Origin of the sequence: Lonsdalea britannica (assembly GCF_946477055.1) — a bacterium.
Lineage (GTDB): Bacteria > Pseudomonadota > Gammaproteobacteria > Enterobacterales > Enterobacteriaceae > Lonsdalea > Lonsdalea britannica_A.
In genome coordinates this window covers 1-16,274 of sequence record NZ_CAMKXG010000050.1, presented here as the reverse complement: position 1 = coordinate 16,274, position 16,274 = coordinate 1, and the positions used below count along the sequence as shown (strand labels likewise).

Annotated in this window: 14 protein-coding genes; 5 read left to right on the top strand and 9 right to left on the bottom strand. The window is 55.7% G+C overall.

The annotated features are described in order from the left end of the window. Positions 1–179 (bottom strand): LysR family transcriptional regulator (locus Q7O77_RS05675; RefSeq protein WP_304164169.1); only part of this gene is annotated, 179 nt, incomplete at its 3' end. Between the two features lie 423 nt (positions 180–602). On the opposite strand from Q7O77_RS05675, the gene Q7O77_RS05670 reads away from it, so the two are divergent. Then, on the top strand, positions 603–1,361 hold the full coding sequence (locus Q7O77_RS05670) for a GntR family transcriptional regulator (protein WP_304164165.1): 759 nt from the start codon (positions 603–605) through the stop codon (positions 1,359–1,361). A 13-nt stretch (positions 1,362–1,374) separates the two neighbouring features. Here Q7O77_RS05670 and Q7O77_RS05665 read toward each other — a convergent pair whose 3' ends face one another. Continuing rightward, positions 1,375–2,700 carry a 6-phospho-alpha-glucosidase gene (locus Q7O77_RS05665; RefSeq protein WP_304164163.1) on the bottom strand — a complete coding sequence of 442 codons (1,326 nt, stop codon included), beginning with the start codon at positions 2,698–2,700 and terminating at the stop codon, positions 1,375–1,377. A gap of 32 nt (positions 2,701–2,732) precedes the next feature. Then, positions 2,733–4,325, bottom strand: coding sequence for a PTS transporter subunit EIIC (locus Q7O77_RS05660; protein ID WP_304164161.1), 1,593 nt, complete (start codon positions 4,323–4,325; stop codon positions 2,733–2,735). A gap of 249 nt (positions 4,326–4,574) precedes the next feature. On the opposite strand from Q7O77_RS05660, the gene Q7O77_RS05655 reads away from it, so the two are divergent. The 3 genes from Q7O77_RS05655 (at position 4,575) to osmB (ending at position 10,263) form a co-directional block, all read left to right on the top strand. Next, the gene (locus Q7O77_RS05655) at positions 4,575–6,884 is read left to right on the top strand and encodes an FdhF/YdeP family oxidoreductase (RefSeq protein WP_304164167.1); all 2,310 of its coding nucleotides are present in this window, start codon (positions 4,575–4,577) and stop codon (positions 6,882–6,884) included. 184 nt (positions 6,885–7,068) lie between these two features. Next, complete coding sequence (locus tag Q7O77_RS05650; RefSeq protein WP_304164159.1) at positions 7,069–9,000, top strand: exoribonuclease II; 1,932 nt, start codon at positions 7,069–7,071, stop codon at positions 8,998–9,000. Between the two features lie 1,047 nt (positions 9,001–10,047). Next, complete coding sequence (gene osmB / locus Q7O77_RS05645; RefSeq protein WP_026740271.1) at positions 10,048–10,263, top strand: osmotically-inducible lipoprotein OsmB; 216 nt, start codon at positions 10,048–10,050, stop codon at positions 10,261–10,263. A 54-nt stretch (positions 10,264–10,317) separates the two neighbouring features. Here the strand turns inward: osmB and yciH are convergent, their stop codons facing one another. The 5 genes from yciH to pgpB form a co-directional block, all read right to left on the bottom strand. Further along, positions 10,318–10,647, bottom strand: coding sequence for a stress response translation initiation inhibitor YciH (yciH, locus tag Q7O77_RS05640; protein WP_304164155.1), 330 nt, complete (start codon positions 10,645–10,647; stop codon positions 10,318–10,320). Between the two features lie 2 nt (positions 10,648–10,649). Then, positions 10,650–11,381, bottom strand: coding sequence for an orotidine-5'-phosphate decarboxylase (pyrF, locus tag Q7O77_RS05635; RefSeq protein ID WP_304164153.1), 732 nt, complete (start codon positions 11,379–11,381; stop codon positions 10,650–10,652). A gap of 266 nt (positions 11,382–11,647) precedes the next feature. Further along, a complete protein-coding gene (gene lapB, locus Q7O77_RS05630; protein ID WP_304164151.1) occupies positions 11,648–12,817 on the bottom strand; it encodes a lipopolysaccharide assembly protein LapB in 1,170 nt (389 codons plus the stop codon). A 13-nt stretch (positions 12,818–12,830) separates the two neighbouring features. Further along, the gene (locus tag Q7O77_RS05625) at positions 12,831–13,136 is read right to left on the bottom strand and encodes a LapA family protein (protein WP_026740275.1); all 306 of its coding nucleotides are present in this window, start codon (positions 13,134–13,136) and stop codon (positions 12,831–12,833) included. Between the two features lie 177 nt (positions 13,137–13,313). Further along, positions 13,314–14,093, bottom strand: coding sequence for a phosphatidylglycerophosphatase B (pgpB, locus tag Q7O77_RS05620; protein WP_304164148.1), 780 nt, complete (start codon positions 14,091–14,093; stop codon positions 13,314–13,316). Between the two features lie 265 nt (positions 14,094–14,358). Here pgpB and ribA point away from each other — a divergent pair, with 265 nt between their 5' ends. Next, complete coding sequence (gene ribA, locus Q7O77_RS05615; protein ID WP_304164146.1) at positions 14,359–14,952, top strand: GTP cyclohydrolase II; 594 nt, start codon at positions 14,359–14,361, stop codon at positions 14,950–14,952. Between the two features lie 41 nt (positions 14,953–14,993). Here ribA and Q7O77_RS05610 read toward each other — a convergent pair. Beyond that, the coding region (locus tag Q7O77_RS05610; protein WP_304164144.1) for an ABC transporter substrate-binding protein at positions 14,994–16,274 on the bottom strand (1,281 nt) is incomplete at its 5' end.

The following is a 16,274-nucleotide window of genomic DNA, read 5'->3' as shown; positions in this document are numbered from 1 at the left end:
TCCGCGGTGAAACCATCGAAATTATTGCCGCGATTGATAAGCGACAGACCCAGCTCGCGCTCCAGATTCTTAAGTCGCATGGAGAGCGTGGGCTGGCTAACGAAGCTCGCTTCAGCCGCGCGGCCAAAGTGGCGAGCCTTTTCCAGATTGCACAGGTAGATAAGTTGTTTGATATCGATTTTCGTCATTCCTAAATGTTGAGCGCGGTAGAAAAACGCTGCCGTTTGAGCCGAACCCGACACTCGTTTTCATTGGGCGACTTATTAGCCGAAAAATGAGGCGTTCAGTGCAGAGATTAGCCCTGGCAGAAACCGCGAGCGGCAAGGTATTCACTCCGAGCGAAGACATCACTCTCCCCCCTTGAATATCGGCGTCGCATGAGTATTTCTAATGAATGAGGCCGCCGAAGACGGTAACGCAGACCACAGCATGAGCGGAGTTGACCTCTTAACACGCTTCATTTTAGAAGCATGATGCACGAATTCAAATCAGGGTTCTCTGCGGTATATCGCGGACTTGAAGGAAAAATGCGGAGACTTGTATAGATAACTATCCCCCTATACTATCTACGTTGCTGAAACGAACGGGAGGGAAGAATAAAAATGATTGATAAACATTCCTTTGTTCCTTTTTATCTGCAAATTGAGCAGATCCTGACCCGTCAGATCCATGACAACACGCTGAAGCCCGGCGACCCGCTCCCCACCGAAGCGGAAATGTGTCAGCAATATCAGGTTTCACGGATGACGGCGCGTAAAGCCGTCGACTATCTGGTCCGACAGGGGCTGGTTGAACGCTTTCGAGGACGCGGCACCTTCGTCGCTCAGCCGGACACCCGAGTAAAAGTACAACTGCCGCTGGACCAGCATCTGACCTCCAGCGAGGTCGCCAACAGTACGCAGCGCAAGATCGTCAACCAACTGCGCCATTTCTCTCAGCAACCGGCCACCGCAGAGGTCGCCCAAGCCCTTCGGATAGCGCAAGAAACACCGGTACACTACATGGTGCGCCTGCGGTTAATTGACGGCACGCCGTTTGTGTATGAACAGTCCTGGATGATTCAATCTCTGTTTCCCGACCTAAGCGAGCGAGACCTGAATCAATCCAAGTACGCCTATCTTAAATCCAAAGGTTATGATGCCGTCGGCAGCCATAAGCAGATTTTCGCCGAGCTCCCCTCCGTCGAGGTGCTGGAAGCTCTCGGGCTGGCACGGGATGAGCCCGTGCTGCGTGCTAGCGTCGTCGCTTTTTTCGCTGACGAGCACCCCTTCGAGCTTTCCAACGTTTATTACAATCAGCGGCGCTATGCCTTTACCCTCGACGCGCCGTTGCGTCCTTTATTCACGCCGTCCCCCTCTTAGTCGCTTGCGCCAATCAGGTTAACGCTGGCCAATAACCTTGGTTGGCCTCGATCAGCGCGTCCAGCACTTTGCGCGCCTTTTTTGCATCCACCACCAGCCGATTCAGCGTCAGCGCTTGCAGCGCTTTGGTGTAAGACCCTTCAAACCACGCCTCGATCGTCAGACGTTCGTAGGCGAACTGCTGCTCGATCATCCCTTTATAGAAGGTGGGAATGTTGCCTACGCCGTAAGGCCGAGGGCCATTGATGCCGAGCGTCGCCGCCACTTCCACCATCGCACTATCATCCAGATTGTTCACCAGACCGTTGTTCTCCACGATCACCACAAAGATACGATGCTGGTTATAGGCGATGGATTCGGCGACTTCGACAATCATGTCGCCGTGCGCATCGTTGTGCACCACGCTGGCATCTTTGGTCGTTCCGGCGGCGACCGCGTTTCGGCACGTCTCAAACACGCGCTTTTCCCGTCCCGCCATCACCTCATTGGCACGGGTAAAGTTCGGGTCCAGCTTGCTGAGCTTGTACTCCGGATACAGGTAATATTGCAGATAGGTGTTCGGCAGATAGTCAGGGAAGTCCCGCAGCATATCGGCCACCACCGCATACGTATCCAGCCACGAGGCATCGCGTTGCTCCGCGTCGGCGGGCTTGAATCCCTGATTGAGGATGATCTCCTTAAGCTGCGGCAGCAGGTCCGTCCCCTGACGATCGTACAAATGCGTGAACCAGCCAAAGTGATTCAAACCGAAGTAGACCGGTTCGAACTCATTGACGTCCCGGCCCAGAATGCGGGCATAGGAGCGCAGCAGATTGACCGGCTGATCGCAGATATTGAGGATGCGTTGGTCATCCGGAAACTTGACGCGCAGCGCATCAGCGACGATGGCCGCCGGGTTGGTGTAGTTCAAAATCCAGGCCTGCGGCGAACGCGCTCGCACCTGCTCCACCAGTTCAATCATGTCGCCAATAGAACGCATCCCGTAGGCGAAACCTCCCGGCCCACAGGTCTCCTGGCCGATGACGCCCAATGAGAGCGGGATTTTTTCGTCCTTTTCTCGCATGTCGTAGCCGCCGGTGCGCATCTGGCAGCAGACGAAATCGACATCCTGAAACGCCTCTTCGACATCCGTCGTGTAGGAGAAATCCAGCGTCGGATACTCTTCGCTAAACAGCAGGCGGGCAAAGTCGCCGATAACCGCCTGCCGTTCGGCGTTGACGTCATACATCACTACCCGTCTCAACGGAAACGTGCTCTGTCGTTTGCACAGCGCCTTCAGTAACCCCGGCGTCCAGGTCGACCCGCCGCCCACAATCACAATACTGTATGTCTTCGTCATCGCTGTTTCCCATTTTTCCGGTTGAGGTTTCATTACGCCGTGACGCCCAGCGCCGCTTTGACGTCCTGAGCAATTTTTTCCACTTTCGGCCCGTAAATTACCTGGACGTTATGTTCATTTACCCGTTTGACGCCGTTTGCTCCGGTCGTCATCAGGGTGTTGTCCACGACCAGGTTGATGTCTTTTACCTGCACGCGCAGCCGGGTAAAACAGCAGTCCACGTCAGCGATATTGCTCTGCCCGCCCAGCCCGTCGATGATGGTTTGCGTACGTTCATCCGCACTCACCGCCGTAGGTGATGCCGCCGTGTCGGACTCTCGCCCCGGCGTTTCAACGTTCATCCGTTTGATCACGAACTTGAACGCGGAGTAGTAAATCAGGAAGTAAAACGCCCCCAGCAATACCGCATACCACCAATGGGTTTTCAGCCCGCCCAGCATGCCAAACACCACCAGATCGATGGCGCCGCCCTGAATATTGCCGATCATCAGGTGGGCCAGAGACATCAGCATGAAAGACAGGCCGCTGAGTACGGCGTGCAGCAGATACAGAACGGGCGAAACAAAGATGAAACAGAATTCGAGCGGCTCGGTGATCCCCGTGGTGAAAGACGCCAGTCCCCCGGCCAGCATCAGCGCTTTTACGCGCTCCTTATGCTCTGGCCGGGCACACTGATACATCGCCAGCGCCGCGCCGGGAAGCCCAAACATCATGACGGGGATTTTGCCCTGGGCCAGAAACTGGGTAGCGTTACGGATCACCTCGTCGCTGACGGCGCCAGGATGCGTCAACGAGGTATTGAAGATGTTCAACGCGCCGACCACCGTTTGACTGTCCACCGTCGCGATGCCGCCGATGGGGGTAAAGCGCACGGTTTCGTTCAGGATATGGTGCAGACCGGTGGGGATGAGAATGCGCTCGGAGAAGCCGTAGAGGAATGCGCCGTATTGGCCGCTGTGGCCAATTAACGCCCCGACCCAGGCGATGCCGGTGCCGATGGTCGGCCAAATCAGCGCCAGACCAATCCCCACCAGCGGCAGGCACACCACCGTGATAATGGGCACAAAACGGCGGCCGCCAAAAAAGCTGATCGCCGTCGGCAATTCGATCGTGTAGAAGCGGTTGTGCAACATGACCGTCACCACCCCGGCGATCACCCCGCCCAGCACGCTCATGTTATAGGTAAAAATCCCCAGCGTTTTGGTGAACTCGGCGGCATACATCAGCGCTGCAGTACGGTCCATGCCGCCCGCCGTCAACGCCTCCACCGTGGTAGTGACCGGCGTGAGTTGCTGCGCGGTGAGCGTCGCCTGCACGCCAACGTGCATGGAAATAAAACCGATAACGGCGGCAAAAGCTGCCGTCGGCTTTTCCGCATTCGCCAGACCTATCGCGCTGGCAACGGCGAAAAATAACGGAAGATTGGCGAAGAGCGCGCCGGCGATCTGACGAATAAAACCGATGATGAGCTGCGGGATCTGCATGTGGGTGAACGCATCGCCGGTGACGGCGGGGTTTTGCATCGCCGCCGCCAGCCCCAAGAAAATCCCGGCGGCGGCGATGACCGAAATCGGCATCATGAGTGCCTTACCAAAGGCGTGAACCTTATTGCCAAGATCTTTCATTATTTGCCCTTCCTGTTTTTCGTTCTGATTAAGGAATAGCCGGAAAATAACAAAATTTGTATATACAACTAGACAAAAAGATCAAGATTCAGCCCTTCGTCACACTTTATTTGCGATAACCCTCCTCTATCTCGCGATAGCCGCATTTGATTAGACGTTCCTGCCCGGCGATCCTAGACTTAACGCCAACCCCCAATTATTTAAAAATCCATTCACATATTAAAAACAATATGGCCAGCACATCCTATGATGAAATTTAAACCAGAAATCAAGCCATACCGCCGCGCGGCGGGAGGCTGGGGCTCGCTGGAAGCCACTACGCGTTACGTTCTGGACAGCAAAGAAGCTTTTAAAAACATTCGAAACTTGATGCGGGTCAATAAGCCCCGGGGGTTCGATTGTCCCGGCTGCGCCTGGGGCGATGATAACCACAGCACCTTCAGCTTCTGCGAGAACGGCGCTAAGGCCGTGAGTTGGGAAGCCACGCGCAAGGCGGCCGGACCTGAGTTTTTCGCAGCCCATAGCGTCAGTACGCTACGCCGCCAGAGCGACTATTTTCTGGAATATCAGGGACGTCTGACGCACCCGATGCGCTACGATCGTCACACCGATCACTACGTTCCCATCACCTGGGAACAGGCGTTTGCGCTGATCGCGCATCATATTCACGGACTGGATAATCCTAACCAGATGGAGCTGTACACGTCCGGACGCGCCAGCAATGAGGTCTCCTATATCTATCAGCTGTTCGGTCGAATGATGGGCACCAATAATTTCCCGGATTGTTCGAATATGTGCCACGAAGCGAGCGGCACCGGGCTGAAACAGAGCATCGGGATCGGTAAAGGCACCGTGCGGCTGGACGACTTCAACCATGCCGACGCCATTCTGGTGTTCGGCCAGAATCCCGGCACCAACCATCCGCGCATGCTGCACAGCCTGCGCTCCGCCGCCGCACGCGGCGCGCACGTGATCACTTTCAATACCCTGCGCGAACGCGGACTGGAACGCTTTACCGATCCGCAAAGCCCGGTAGAGATGCTGACACCGCTGTCGGGCAGGATCAGCGATACCTACCTGCAGCCGAACTTAGGCGGCGATATGGCCGCCGTCCGTGGCATCGTCAAAACCTTGCTGGAAACGCAACGTCAGCGTCTGGCCGCCGGGGAACCCGGTATCTTCGATCAGACCTTTATCGACAGCCACACGGAAGGGGTCGAAGCCTATCTTGAACAGGTCGATGCGACGAGCTGGGCCCATATCGTCGAACAGTCCGGTCTGAGCGAAGCACAGCTGCGTCACGTCGCCGAGCTGTACCTGAACTCCCCGCGCGTCATTTGCACCTGGGCGATGGGCATCACCCAGCACAAACACTCCGTGGCGACCGTCAGGGAGATCGTCAACCTGCAATTGCTGTTCGGCCAGTTGGGCAAACCGGGCGCGGGTCTGTGCCCGGTCCGCGGCCACAGCAACGTACAAGGCAACCGTACGATGGGGATTGATGAAAACCCGTCGGCGGCGATGCTGGACAGCCTCGCGGCGCATTTCGACTTTACCCCGCCGCGTGAACACGGCCATAACACCGTTCAGGCTATCGAAGCCATGCTGCGCGATGAGATCAAAGTGCTGATTGCGCTGGGCGGGAATCTGGCCGCCGCCGCGCCGGACAGTCTGCGTACCGCAGACGCCATCAGCCGCTGCGATCTGACCGTCTATATCAGCACCAAACTGAACCGCAGCCATTTGACCACCGGTCGGCAAGAGTCCCTGATTCTGCCGACGCTCGGACGAACGGATCAGGATGTTCAGACGACTGGCCCTCAATACATCACCGTTGAAGACTCTTTCAGCATGGTGCACGCCTCCGAAGGCGTCGGGCAGCCGCTCTCACCTCAGCAGCGATCCGAGACGGCCATCGTCGCCGGTATCGCCCACACGGTCATGGGCGACGACAAGGTAGATTGGCTGGCATTGGCTGGGAATTACGATTTGATCCGCGACCACATTGCCGCGACCTTGCCGGGCTTCGACAACTTCAACCAGCGCTGCGCAGAACCTGGCGGTTTCTATCTGGGCAACGCCGCCGCCGAATTACGTTTCAACACCCCAAGCAAGAAAGCCACGTTCAGCTGCCCGCCGCTGCCAACCAGCGTGGTTCCCGAACAGGACGGCGTGCGGGCGCCGTTCACCTTGCAGACTTTGCGCTCCCATGATCAGTACAACACCACGATTTATGGGCTGGATGACCGTTATCGGGGCGTTTACGGCCAGCGCGAGGTGCTGTTTATGCACCCGGACGATATCGCGGCGCTGGGACTCCAGGACGGCGACCGGGTCGATATTGAAACGTTGTGGCATGACGGCATTACCCGGAAAGTCAGTGGTTTCCGACTGGTCGAATATGCGATCCCTCAAGGGAATCTGGCCGCCTACTATCCGGAAACCAATCCACTGGTGCCGCTCTCAAGCTACGGCGACCAGACGTTTACCCCAACCTCCAAATCGATTCCCGTGCGCGTGACCCGTAGCGATGCCGCACCGCTGCAGAGGATAGCCTGACTGAAGGCCGTCACCGGCGGCATGGGGCGCTTACGTGCCTCTGCGGCCGCCGGAGCCGTCTTTTCCCCCTCTCGCCACGGTCGGCAAATCTTGTCAGAGCCCCCGATCAACGCTTGCCGCCGGGGCACGATTCGCGTAAAACTGTGTGCCGCTAAAGCCACCTATAACCGCATTTCTGGACGCTATGTTTCAAGATAATCCGCTGCTTGCACAGCTTAAACAGCAACTCCACTCTAAGACGCCACGTGTAGAAGGCGTCGTAAAAGGCACCGATAAGGGATTTGGTTTTCTTGAAGCCGAAGCACAGAAGAGCTACTTCATCCCGCCGCCGCACATGAAAAAAGTGATGCACGGCGACCGCATCGTTGCGACTCTGCATACGGAAAAAGATCGTGAAATCGCCGAGCCGGAATCGCTGATCGAACCGTTCCTGACCCGCTTTGTCGGCCGCGTCCAGAAGAAAGACGACCGCCTGTCGATCACCCCGGACCATCCTTTGCTCAAGGATGCGATCAGCTGCCGTGTGGCGCGTCAACTGGACCACGAGATTCAGGATGGCGACTGGGCGGTCGCGGAAATGCGCCGCCACCCGCTCAAAGGCGACCGTAATTTCCATGCGGAAATCACAGAATACATTACCACTGGCGACGATCCGCTGGCGCCGTGGTGGGTGACGTTGTCACGTCACAATCTGGAGCGTAACGCGCCGGAGACCGACGCCGCCGAGATGAATGATGGCGAACTCACGCGTGAAGACTTAACCGCGCTTGATTTTGTCACCATCGACAGCGCCAGTACCGAAGATATGGATGACGCGCTGTATGTCCGCGACAACGGCGACGGCACGCTGGAAATGACCGTGGCGATCGCCGATCCAACGGCCTATGTCCCGGCCAACAGCGAGCTGGATACGGTCGCGTGCAAACGCGCGTTCACCAACTATCTGCCCGGTTTCAATATCCCGATGCTGCCGCGCCACCTGTCGGACGATATTTGCTCCCTTCGCCCGCAGGAACGCCGTCCGGTCATGGCCTGCCGCGTCACGTTGGCCGCAGATGGGGCAATGAGCGACATCCGGTTCTTCGCCGCCTGGATCGAATCCCGCGCCAAACTGGTCTACGACGAAGTGTCCGACTGGCTGGAACAAAAGGGAGAGTGGCAGCCAGAGAACGAGGCTATCGCGACTCAGATCCGCCTGCTGCACAAGATGTCGCAGCTGCGCAGCGCGTGGCGCACCACGAACGCGCTGGTGTTCAAAGACCGCCCGGACTATCGCTTCCTGCTGGGAGAAAAAGGCGAAGTGCTGGATATCGTGGTCGAACCGCGACGCATCGCGAATCGTATTGTCGAAGAAGCCATGATCGCGGCTAACGTCTGTGCGGCCATCGTACTGCGCGAAAAGCTGGGCTTCGGGATTTACAACATCCACAACGGGTTCGATCCGGTCACGGTAGAACAGGCTGTCGCCATTCTGGAAAGCAACGAGATTCAGGCCGATCCACAGCAGATATTGACGCTGGAAGGCTTCTGCGTGTTGCGTCGCCAGTTGGACGCCCTGCCGACGCAGTTCCTGGACAGCCGTATGCGCCGCTTCCAGTCGTTTGCGGAAATCAGCACTGAACCGGGCCCTCATTTCGGTTTGGGGTTGGAAGCCTACGCCACCTGGACATCGCCTATCCGTAAATACGGCGATATGGTGAACCATCGCCTGCTGAAAGCGATTATCACCGGCCAGTCCGCCGAGAAACCGCGGGAAGACGTCACTGTTCAACTGGCGGAACGTCGTCGCCTCAATCGTATGGCCGAACGCGACGTCAGCGATTGGCTGTACGCTCGTTATCTGAAGCCGCATGCTGGCACCGACACGCGCTTCTCGGCAGAGATTATGGACGTCACGCGCGGTGGCCTGCGGGTTCGTCTGCTGGACAACGGCGCGACGGCATTTATCCCAGCCTCGTTTATCCATGCCGTCCGCGACGAGTTGGTCTGTAGTCAGGATACGGGCACCGTCACCATCAAAGGTGAGGTCGTCTACCGCCAGAGCGACAAGCTGGATGTGATGCTGAAGGAAGTGCGTCTCGAAACGCGCAGCATCATCGCTAAACCGGCGGCCTAAGTCGTCATGACGCCATCGGGACTTCCTGATGGCGTCAGTCGTTTACTCCTCACCAACCCCCTTTTCCCGTTCTTCTACTGCTGATTCCCTCGTCATCGTCATACTTCTGACCAAAACAAAAGCGATGAAACACGTCGTGCCCTGATTAATCGCAGCATTCTGCGTGCCCCGTATCCGTGCCCTCTACCTTGTCGTTTATCTCTCCCACACATCACACCCTGCTCGTAGAGCAAAATCCCGGCGCCTTAGAGAAAAGTAAAGCATGACTTACTGATCAAATATCAGGCTTACCTGACTGACCTGAACGGCGCATACTAAAATTGCACACTTTCACAGCAATTGAATACAGGAAAAAATGATGAAAAAGATCGCAGCGCTGTTGTTAATTACCCTCATTGGCACATTCTCCGTCTCAGCTATTGCCTGCCCTAAAGGGCAGCATCCTCATGGCGGAACGGGGTCTCATCATAAAGGGGGCCATTGTTCTTTCTAAGCATTTAACCCGCTGTGATGGCGGGTTCACCTTTCCGATCTCCACCGCACTTCATTCTGTTCCATAGCTGAAATTGATTAACTTAATTTATGACTATCTAGGTGTGAGCCTGATGTGGCAACCTTTCGCCCTCTGGGCGTCAACGGTGCTGAAGCTAAGGTTGCCTGACCATTCAAGAGGCGGGAACTATCACAAAGTTACGTCCTAACCTGCTGACGGCACCCCTCGTATATCAGTCACGTCGTGACCTGTTGGTCAGGGGCCAACGCTATCCATTTAAGATGTTGGCGTCTTTCAAGCAAACACTTAATAAGGAGAATATGGCGGGGAAAAACGGTGGTGATGCGGATAGCACAAAGTGATCTATGGGATAACTAGAATTAAGAGTTTTTACCTATCGTAAATTTTGCCGATATTTATACTGCGCCTCAGGTAACAAAAAGTGAGTAAGTCGTAGTTAATTTTACAGCATGATGCCACCACCCTATTTTCTTATGAAAAAGCGGTCATATACCGCTTATTCCACCATAAGACGGCATCAACAGGAGAAGACCATGAGAGTAAATAAGGCATTGGCAGTTACGGTACTGGCGGTAGTCATGGCAGGAAGCCTGACCGGTTGTTCCAATATGTCTAAACGCGATCGCAATACGGCTATCGGCGCAGGCGTTGGTGCTGTGGGCGGTGCTGTTCTGACCGGCGGCAGCACGCTCGGTACGCTGGGTGGCGCGGCGCTCGGTGGCGTTATCGGCCACGAAGTTAAAAGATAATTCTCATGGGCAGGTTTCCGTTACCGGACCTGCCCAGCACTGTCTCGCCCGCGCTTATCCCCCCGCCAGCTTCACCTTCATTCCTTTTGCTTCCAGCAGCTGTTTCAACACGTCACGCTTATCGCCCTGTATTTCGATGACGCCGTCTTTCAGAGAGCCTCCGCAACCGCACTTTTTCTTCAATTCGGCCGCCAGTTTTTGCAATGCGTCATCATCAAGGTCAATACCCGTAATCACGCACACGCCCTTACCTTTACGACCGCTGGTTTGACGCTGAATACGTACGATGCCATCGCCTTTTGGACGTTCGGCGGGTGCCGTTTTTTCCGCAATACGTCCGCTCTCCGTCGAATAAACCAGTGGGTTATCGTCACGAAAACTCATATTCACTCTCCTAACGTCGCCAAAATATCTTTCAGCGTTTGCGCTGGGTTGGCCGACTGGGTAATCGGGCGACCAATGACCATGTAGTCTACTCCGGCCTGCTTCGCCTGCTCTGGGGTCATAATTCTGCGCTGGTCGCCAGCCGCACTACCGACCGGGCGAATCCCCGGTGTGACCAGCTGGAATGCCGCGCCGCAGCGCTGTTTGAGGCGTTCGGCTTCGTGCGCCGAACAGACGACGCCATCCAGCCCGCATTGCTGCGTCAGCACCGCCAGCCGTTCGGCCTGCTCGGCTGGAGACAGCGTGATCCCCAATCCGCGCAGATCGTCCTCGTCCATGCTGGTCAATACCGTCACAGCAATCAGCAACGGTGCATCAGCACCGTACGGCAGTAATGCTTCTTTAGCCGCTTGCATCATGCGCGCGCCGCCGCTGGCATGCACATTGACCATCCACACCCCCAGTTCCGCCGCCGCGGCAACCGCACGCGCCGTCGTATTGGGAATATCGTGGAATTTTAAATCGAGAAAAACATCGAAGCCGCGCTGTTGCAGCGCTTTGACCAGCGATGGCCCGAATAGCGTGAACATCTCTTTGCCGACTTTTAACCGGCAGCTTTGAGGATCGATGCGATCAACAAACTCATAGGCATCGCGTTGGGAAGCATAATCAAGGGCAACAAGAATCGGCGAGGAGTGGGAATTCTGTTTCTGCGTTACGTTTTGGCCTGTCACTGGCGTTACCCCCGAGGTGTCGATATGTATTCAGCGTCGCGAGGAGAAAACGCCGCGCAACACGTCAACGCACGGCGAAAGCCTCTCCCATCGACAAGAGACTGAGCGTTAATTTCCCGCCGCATTCTACATGCCCGAACACTCAAATCCCAGCGGCTGCTGAACCGTGATGCGCTCAGGGCTGATATTTGGCGCCGTCATCGGATAAAAAACAGGATGTTGTAACTATACAGGGAGTCATTCAACTGGCTAATGCGATGAGACGGTTATTGACCATCCAGCCCGCGAATGGGTTTGATCGTGGCCCAGGAACGGCAGGACGGACAATGCCAGTACAGCGATTGGGAGGCGAATCCGCACTTGTGACAGCTATAGCGCGGCTTGGTCTGAATTTGCTCACCCACCATGTCGCGCAGCACCATCAGGCTGTCTTTCGCTCGCCCTTCTTCCGCTTCGCTCAGGTGGAAATCCATCAGCCGGTGGAAAACTCGCATGGTTGGATGCCGCTGCAACTGGCGGTTGATGTAGACCTGCGCCACTTCGGCCCCTTCTTCATTTTCCAGAATATCCGCCAACATCAGATCGGCGGTAGCGCCGGTATTTTCCTCAACGCAGCGTTTCAGAAACATCGCCCACTCCAGTGGCTGATTCAGGTGCTGATAACACTCCTGAAGCATCGGCAGCGTTTCCGTCACGAAGTCTTTATCCTGATCCAGTACCTGTCGTAAGGCCGTCACCGCTTTGGCATACTGCTGCTGCGCCATGTAAATCCGGCCCATCATGATGGACGCTCGCGCGCAGAGCTTATCGGACGCCGCCGCTTTTTTCAGCAGAGACAATGCTTTTTCGAGATCGTCGCTGCCCATCGCCTGTAATGCCAGCTCACAGTAGAAATGCGCAATCTCGCTACGCAGACGCTCTTTTCCGAGTTTGACCAGTTTTTCGGCCGTCTCAATCGCATTTTGCCAGTCGCTGGTCGACTGGTGGATCTGCAACAATTGCTGGAGTGCCGTCAGACGAAAATCTTCCTCGTCCACCAGCTGATTGAAAATCTCTTCAGCACGGTCATACAGCCCGGCCGTCATATAGTCACGGCCCAGCTGTTGCACGGCGAGCAGGCGTTGTTCGAAACTGAGGGAGGCGCTTTCGGTCAACGCCTGGTGGATGCGGATAGCCCGGTCCACCTCGCCGCGAGAGCGAAACAGGTTACCGAGCGTCAGGTGTGCTTCGAAGGTGTTGCTGTCGTCCTTGAGCATATCAAGGAAGAGTTCAACGGCCTTATCCTGCTGATTGGATAGCAGGAAGTTCACGCCCGTCACGTACTCGCGCGACAGGCGGTTCGCCTCATCCTGTTTGTCCTGCTGTACACTCCTGCGGCCCATGTACCAACCGTATGCGGCAGCAACGGGCAACAACAGAAACAGCAGTTCAAGCATAAAAAATCATTCCTTAGTGGGTCACAGGCTCGGGAGAGACCGTTTTGCTCTCATCCGAGTCAGGCAGTTGCTGCTCAAGACGTTTGATTTTACGTTGTTCACGGCCTAGCGCAATGCGTAAACGCAGATAAAACAGTCCGCAAATGACCCATCCCAGCACAAACCCGGCGGCAAACAACGTCGCTAACAGCGTTGACAGACGGTACTGCCCCTGCGCGATAAGGTAACTAAAGGTAACGACTTGATCGTTATGTGCTCCCAGCGTGATCGCCACAATGAAGATCGCCAACACGAGTAAAAAAATCAGCAAATATTTCACGTCTTTTTCCTGTGATATCGCTTGAAATAAATGAATTATGCCGAAATCGGCATCGGACCCCATTTAAGTTAGCACTTCCGCCCCGACGTGGGAAACTCACGAGAAAAAGAGCGGCGGGAGTGCAACGGGAAAGCGCGTTTCGGCGTGCCTAAGGGGTTCCGATTATGCATCGCAAACTTAGACGTCGCCCTCTTGTGACAGCGTCACTGATTGCTTATGTTGCTCAGCATCGACCTCGGCAGCTGTCAGAGGACCGCACCAGCGTGAAGCCAGCCAGGTCGCGATCAAGACCAGCAACCAGCTGATCGCCGTCGCCATCATCAGGTCCTGAGGCCAGTGCATCCCCAGCGCCAAACGACTTCCCATGACTGTCGTAGCCCAAATCATGACGATCGCCACGGTGATATAGTGGCGACGCGCCCACAACAGGCCGACCGCCAACAACGCCCAGGATGCAGCAAACATCGTGTGCCCTGACGGGAAAGCAAAACCAGTCTCCGCCTGCCAGTGGTGACGTAACCATTTCGGCAGTTGTTGATCGTCTTGCAGTTGGCTTTTAACCAACGCCGACCGCTCGGATCGCGGCAAAGAGTAAAAATGGCGCTCATCAACCCGATGGCTCTGTTCAAGCCACTCCACAAACGGCCGGGGTTCCTGAACCCAGTCTTTGATCGCCGATTTAACCCCTTGCCCGATGCAGATGGTCACGATGAGGATAGCGAACACGCCCAGCGCCGGTTTCAGGCTGAAACGCAGACACCACAAGAACCAAAGCGACAGTACAACGCTCGTCACCACGCCCCACGGCGAGGTCACAGTTTCCGTGATCCAGAACAGCACACGTAGCCACCCTCCGGTGAGGTGTGGATGCCATTGCCAGCCGCTCAGCCAGACCGCACAGGGCATTATCAGCAGCAACAGCGCGCCAATGGTCACTCTTTTAGTGATTCCGTACATTAATTCTCCCTATGATTCAGAGGGATATAAGATCGATAAAATTTTTCCGATATTACCAGAAAAGAGGGCATAGGCGTTTAGTATGACGTAAAATACCTTTCGGTTATGTCAACGGCTAAGTGAGTAAGTGTAGGCTGTGTTTTGCCTCTGATAAGTTTCACCAGCCTAAAAAACCGCCATTCATCCGGTCTTTTGTTAGCCTGCTATAGAGGTTTTGAGCAAAAGTAGTAGGATGCACTCTGTCTTTTTTATGTTGGAGATTAACATGCAGCTAAAACGGGTCGCCGAAGCCAAATTACCCACGCCGTGGGGCGATTTCCTGATGGTAGGCTTTGAAGAAACAGCGACCGGGCATGACCATCTTGCGTTGGTGTATGGCGATATCTCCGGCTCCGAGCCTGTGCTGGCACGCGTTCATTCTGAATGCCTGACGGGCGACGCGCTGTTTAGTCTGCGCTGCGACTGTGGTTTTCAACTCGAAGCCGCGCTGAATCAGATTGCCGAAGCAGGCCGCGGGATTTTGCTTTATCACCGTCAGGAAGGCCGCAACATCGGTCTGCTGAACAAAATCCGCGCCTACGCCTTGCAGGATAAAGGCGCAGACACCGTCGAAGCGAATCATCAGCTGGGGTTCGCCGCGGACGAACGCGACTTCACGCCCTGTGCAGATATGTTCAAGCTGTTGGGGGTCGCGCAGGTTCGGTTGCTCACCAACAACCCGCAGAAGGTGAAAATTTTGACCGAAGCGGGCATCAATATCGTGGAACGCGTGCCGCTGATTGTGGGGCAAAACCCGAAAAACGAACGTTACATGGCGACCAAAGCCGCCAAGATGGGCCACCTGCTGGAAGGCAAATAGCGCCTAGAGGGCGTCAGGGCAAACTCCCTGACGCCCTCTTCTCAGTGTTTAGTAATATAAAAATCCCGCGTGTAGAAATTCCCCATCAGATCGGTTTTGAAACCTCCGACGTAAGGTTTGACCAGTTGACTGCGCACGAAGTAGTACATCGGAATCAGCGGCATTTGCTGCTGCAGAATCGCTTCCGCCTGATGGTAATAGGCATTGCGCTGCTCCAGGCTGCCTGCCGTTATCGCCTTATCCTGTAGCGCGTCAAAGGTGGGATCGCTGAATTTACCCTGATTGTTGCTGTCATTGGTGCGCATGGTATTGAAGTAAGTCGACGGCTCATTGTAGTCAGCGACCCATGACGATCTGACCACCTGAAAACGGCCGTCACGCATCGTATCCAGCATCGTTTTCCACTCCTGATTGGCCAGCGTCGCCTCTACGCCCAAAGACTGTTTCCACATCGCACTGGCGGCGATCGCCAGTTTCTGATGCGCTTCTGACGTGTTGTAGAGCAGTTCAAAACGCAAAGGATGGTCTTTGCCGAAACCGGCCTCCCGCAGCAGTTTTTTGGCCTCCGCAATGCGCTGCTGCTGAGTCCAGTTAGCCCAGACGGGCTGATGGCTGGTATAGCCCGCCATTCCGCGGGGGATATAGTTATAGGCGGGCTTTTCCCCCATCCCCATCACCTTCTCCGCGATCACATTTTTATCCAGCGCCAGATCGAGCGCTCGCCGCACACGCGCGTCATTAAACGGCGGTTTCTGGGTATTGAATTTATAGAAATAGGTCGAGAGGAACGGAGACACTCTGACCTGCCCCGGCAGCGAGTGCTGTAAAGATTTAAACAGCTGGGGCGGCAGCGTATTCGTGATGTCGATCTCGCCAGACTTATAGCGATTGGTTTCCGCGGTCGGCGATGGGATCGGCAGATAGGTGACCTTGTCTATCACCGTGTGCGCATTGTCCCAGTAGCGGGTATTGCGTTTTCCCACCAGCCGTTCATTGACCACCCATTCGCTGAGCGTATACGGCCCGCTGCTGACAAAATGCCCCGGCTGCGTCCAGCTGTCGCCATACTTTTCGACCACCGCTTTTGGCAACGGGGATAACACATAATGCGAGGCCATCGACAAGAAGTAAGACAACGGCTGGTCGAGCGTGATCTGCACCGTTTGCGGATCCAGCGCCTTGATGCCCAGCGTCTCCGGGCCTTTTTCGCCACGCGTAATCGCCTCGGCATTCAGCAGATGCATGCTTTGAATAAACGACTGGTACGGCGATAGCGTTTTCGGATCGCTAAGGCGTTGCCAGCTGAACACCACATCGTCGGC

Excerpts from the sequence above, each read along its gene's own strand:
- lapB (WP_304164151.1), bottom strand. The coding sequence starts at position 12,817 with ATGCTTGAACTGCTGTTTCTGTTGTTGCCCGTTGCTGCCGCATACGGT.
- Q7O77_RS05670 (WP_304164165.1), top strand. The coding sequence starts at position 603 with ATGATTGATAAACATTCCTTTGTTCCTTTTTATCTGCAAATTGAGCAG.
- Q7O77_RS05655 (WP_304164167.1), top strand. The coding sequence starts at position 4,575 with ATGAAATTTAAACCAGAAATCAAGCCATACCGCCGCGCGGCGGGAGGC.
- Q7O77_RS05660 (WP_304164161.1), bottom strand. The coding sequence starts at position 4,325 with ATGAAAGATCTTGGCAATAAGGTTCACGCCTTTGGTAAGGCACTCATG.
- osmB (WP_026740271.1), top strand. The coding sequence starts at position 10,048 with ATGAGAGTAAATAAGGCATTGGCAGTTACGGTACTGGCGGTAGTCATG.
- yciH (WP_304164155.1), bottom strand. The coding sequence starts at position 10,647 with ATGAGTTTTCGTGACGATAACCCACTGGTTTATTCGACGGAGAGCGGA.
- Q7O77_RS05665 (WP_304164163.1), bottom strand. The coding sequence starts at position 2,700 with ATGACGAAGACATACAGTATTGTGATTGTGGGCGGCGGGTCGACCTGG.
- ribA (WP_304164146.1), top strand. The coding sequence starts at position 14,359 with ATGCAGCTAAAACGGGTCGCCGAAGCCAAATTACCCACGCCGTGGGGC.
- pgpB (WP_304164148.1), bottom strand. The coding sequence starts at position 14,093 with ATGTACGGAATCACTAAAAGAGTGACCATTGGCGCGCTGTTGCTGCTG.
- Q7O77_RS05650 (WP_304164159.1), top strand. The coding sequence starts at position 7,069 with ATGTTTCAAGATAATCCGCTGCTTGCACAGCTTAAACAGCAACTCCAC.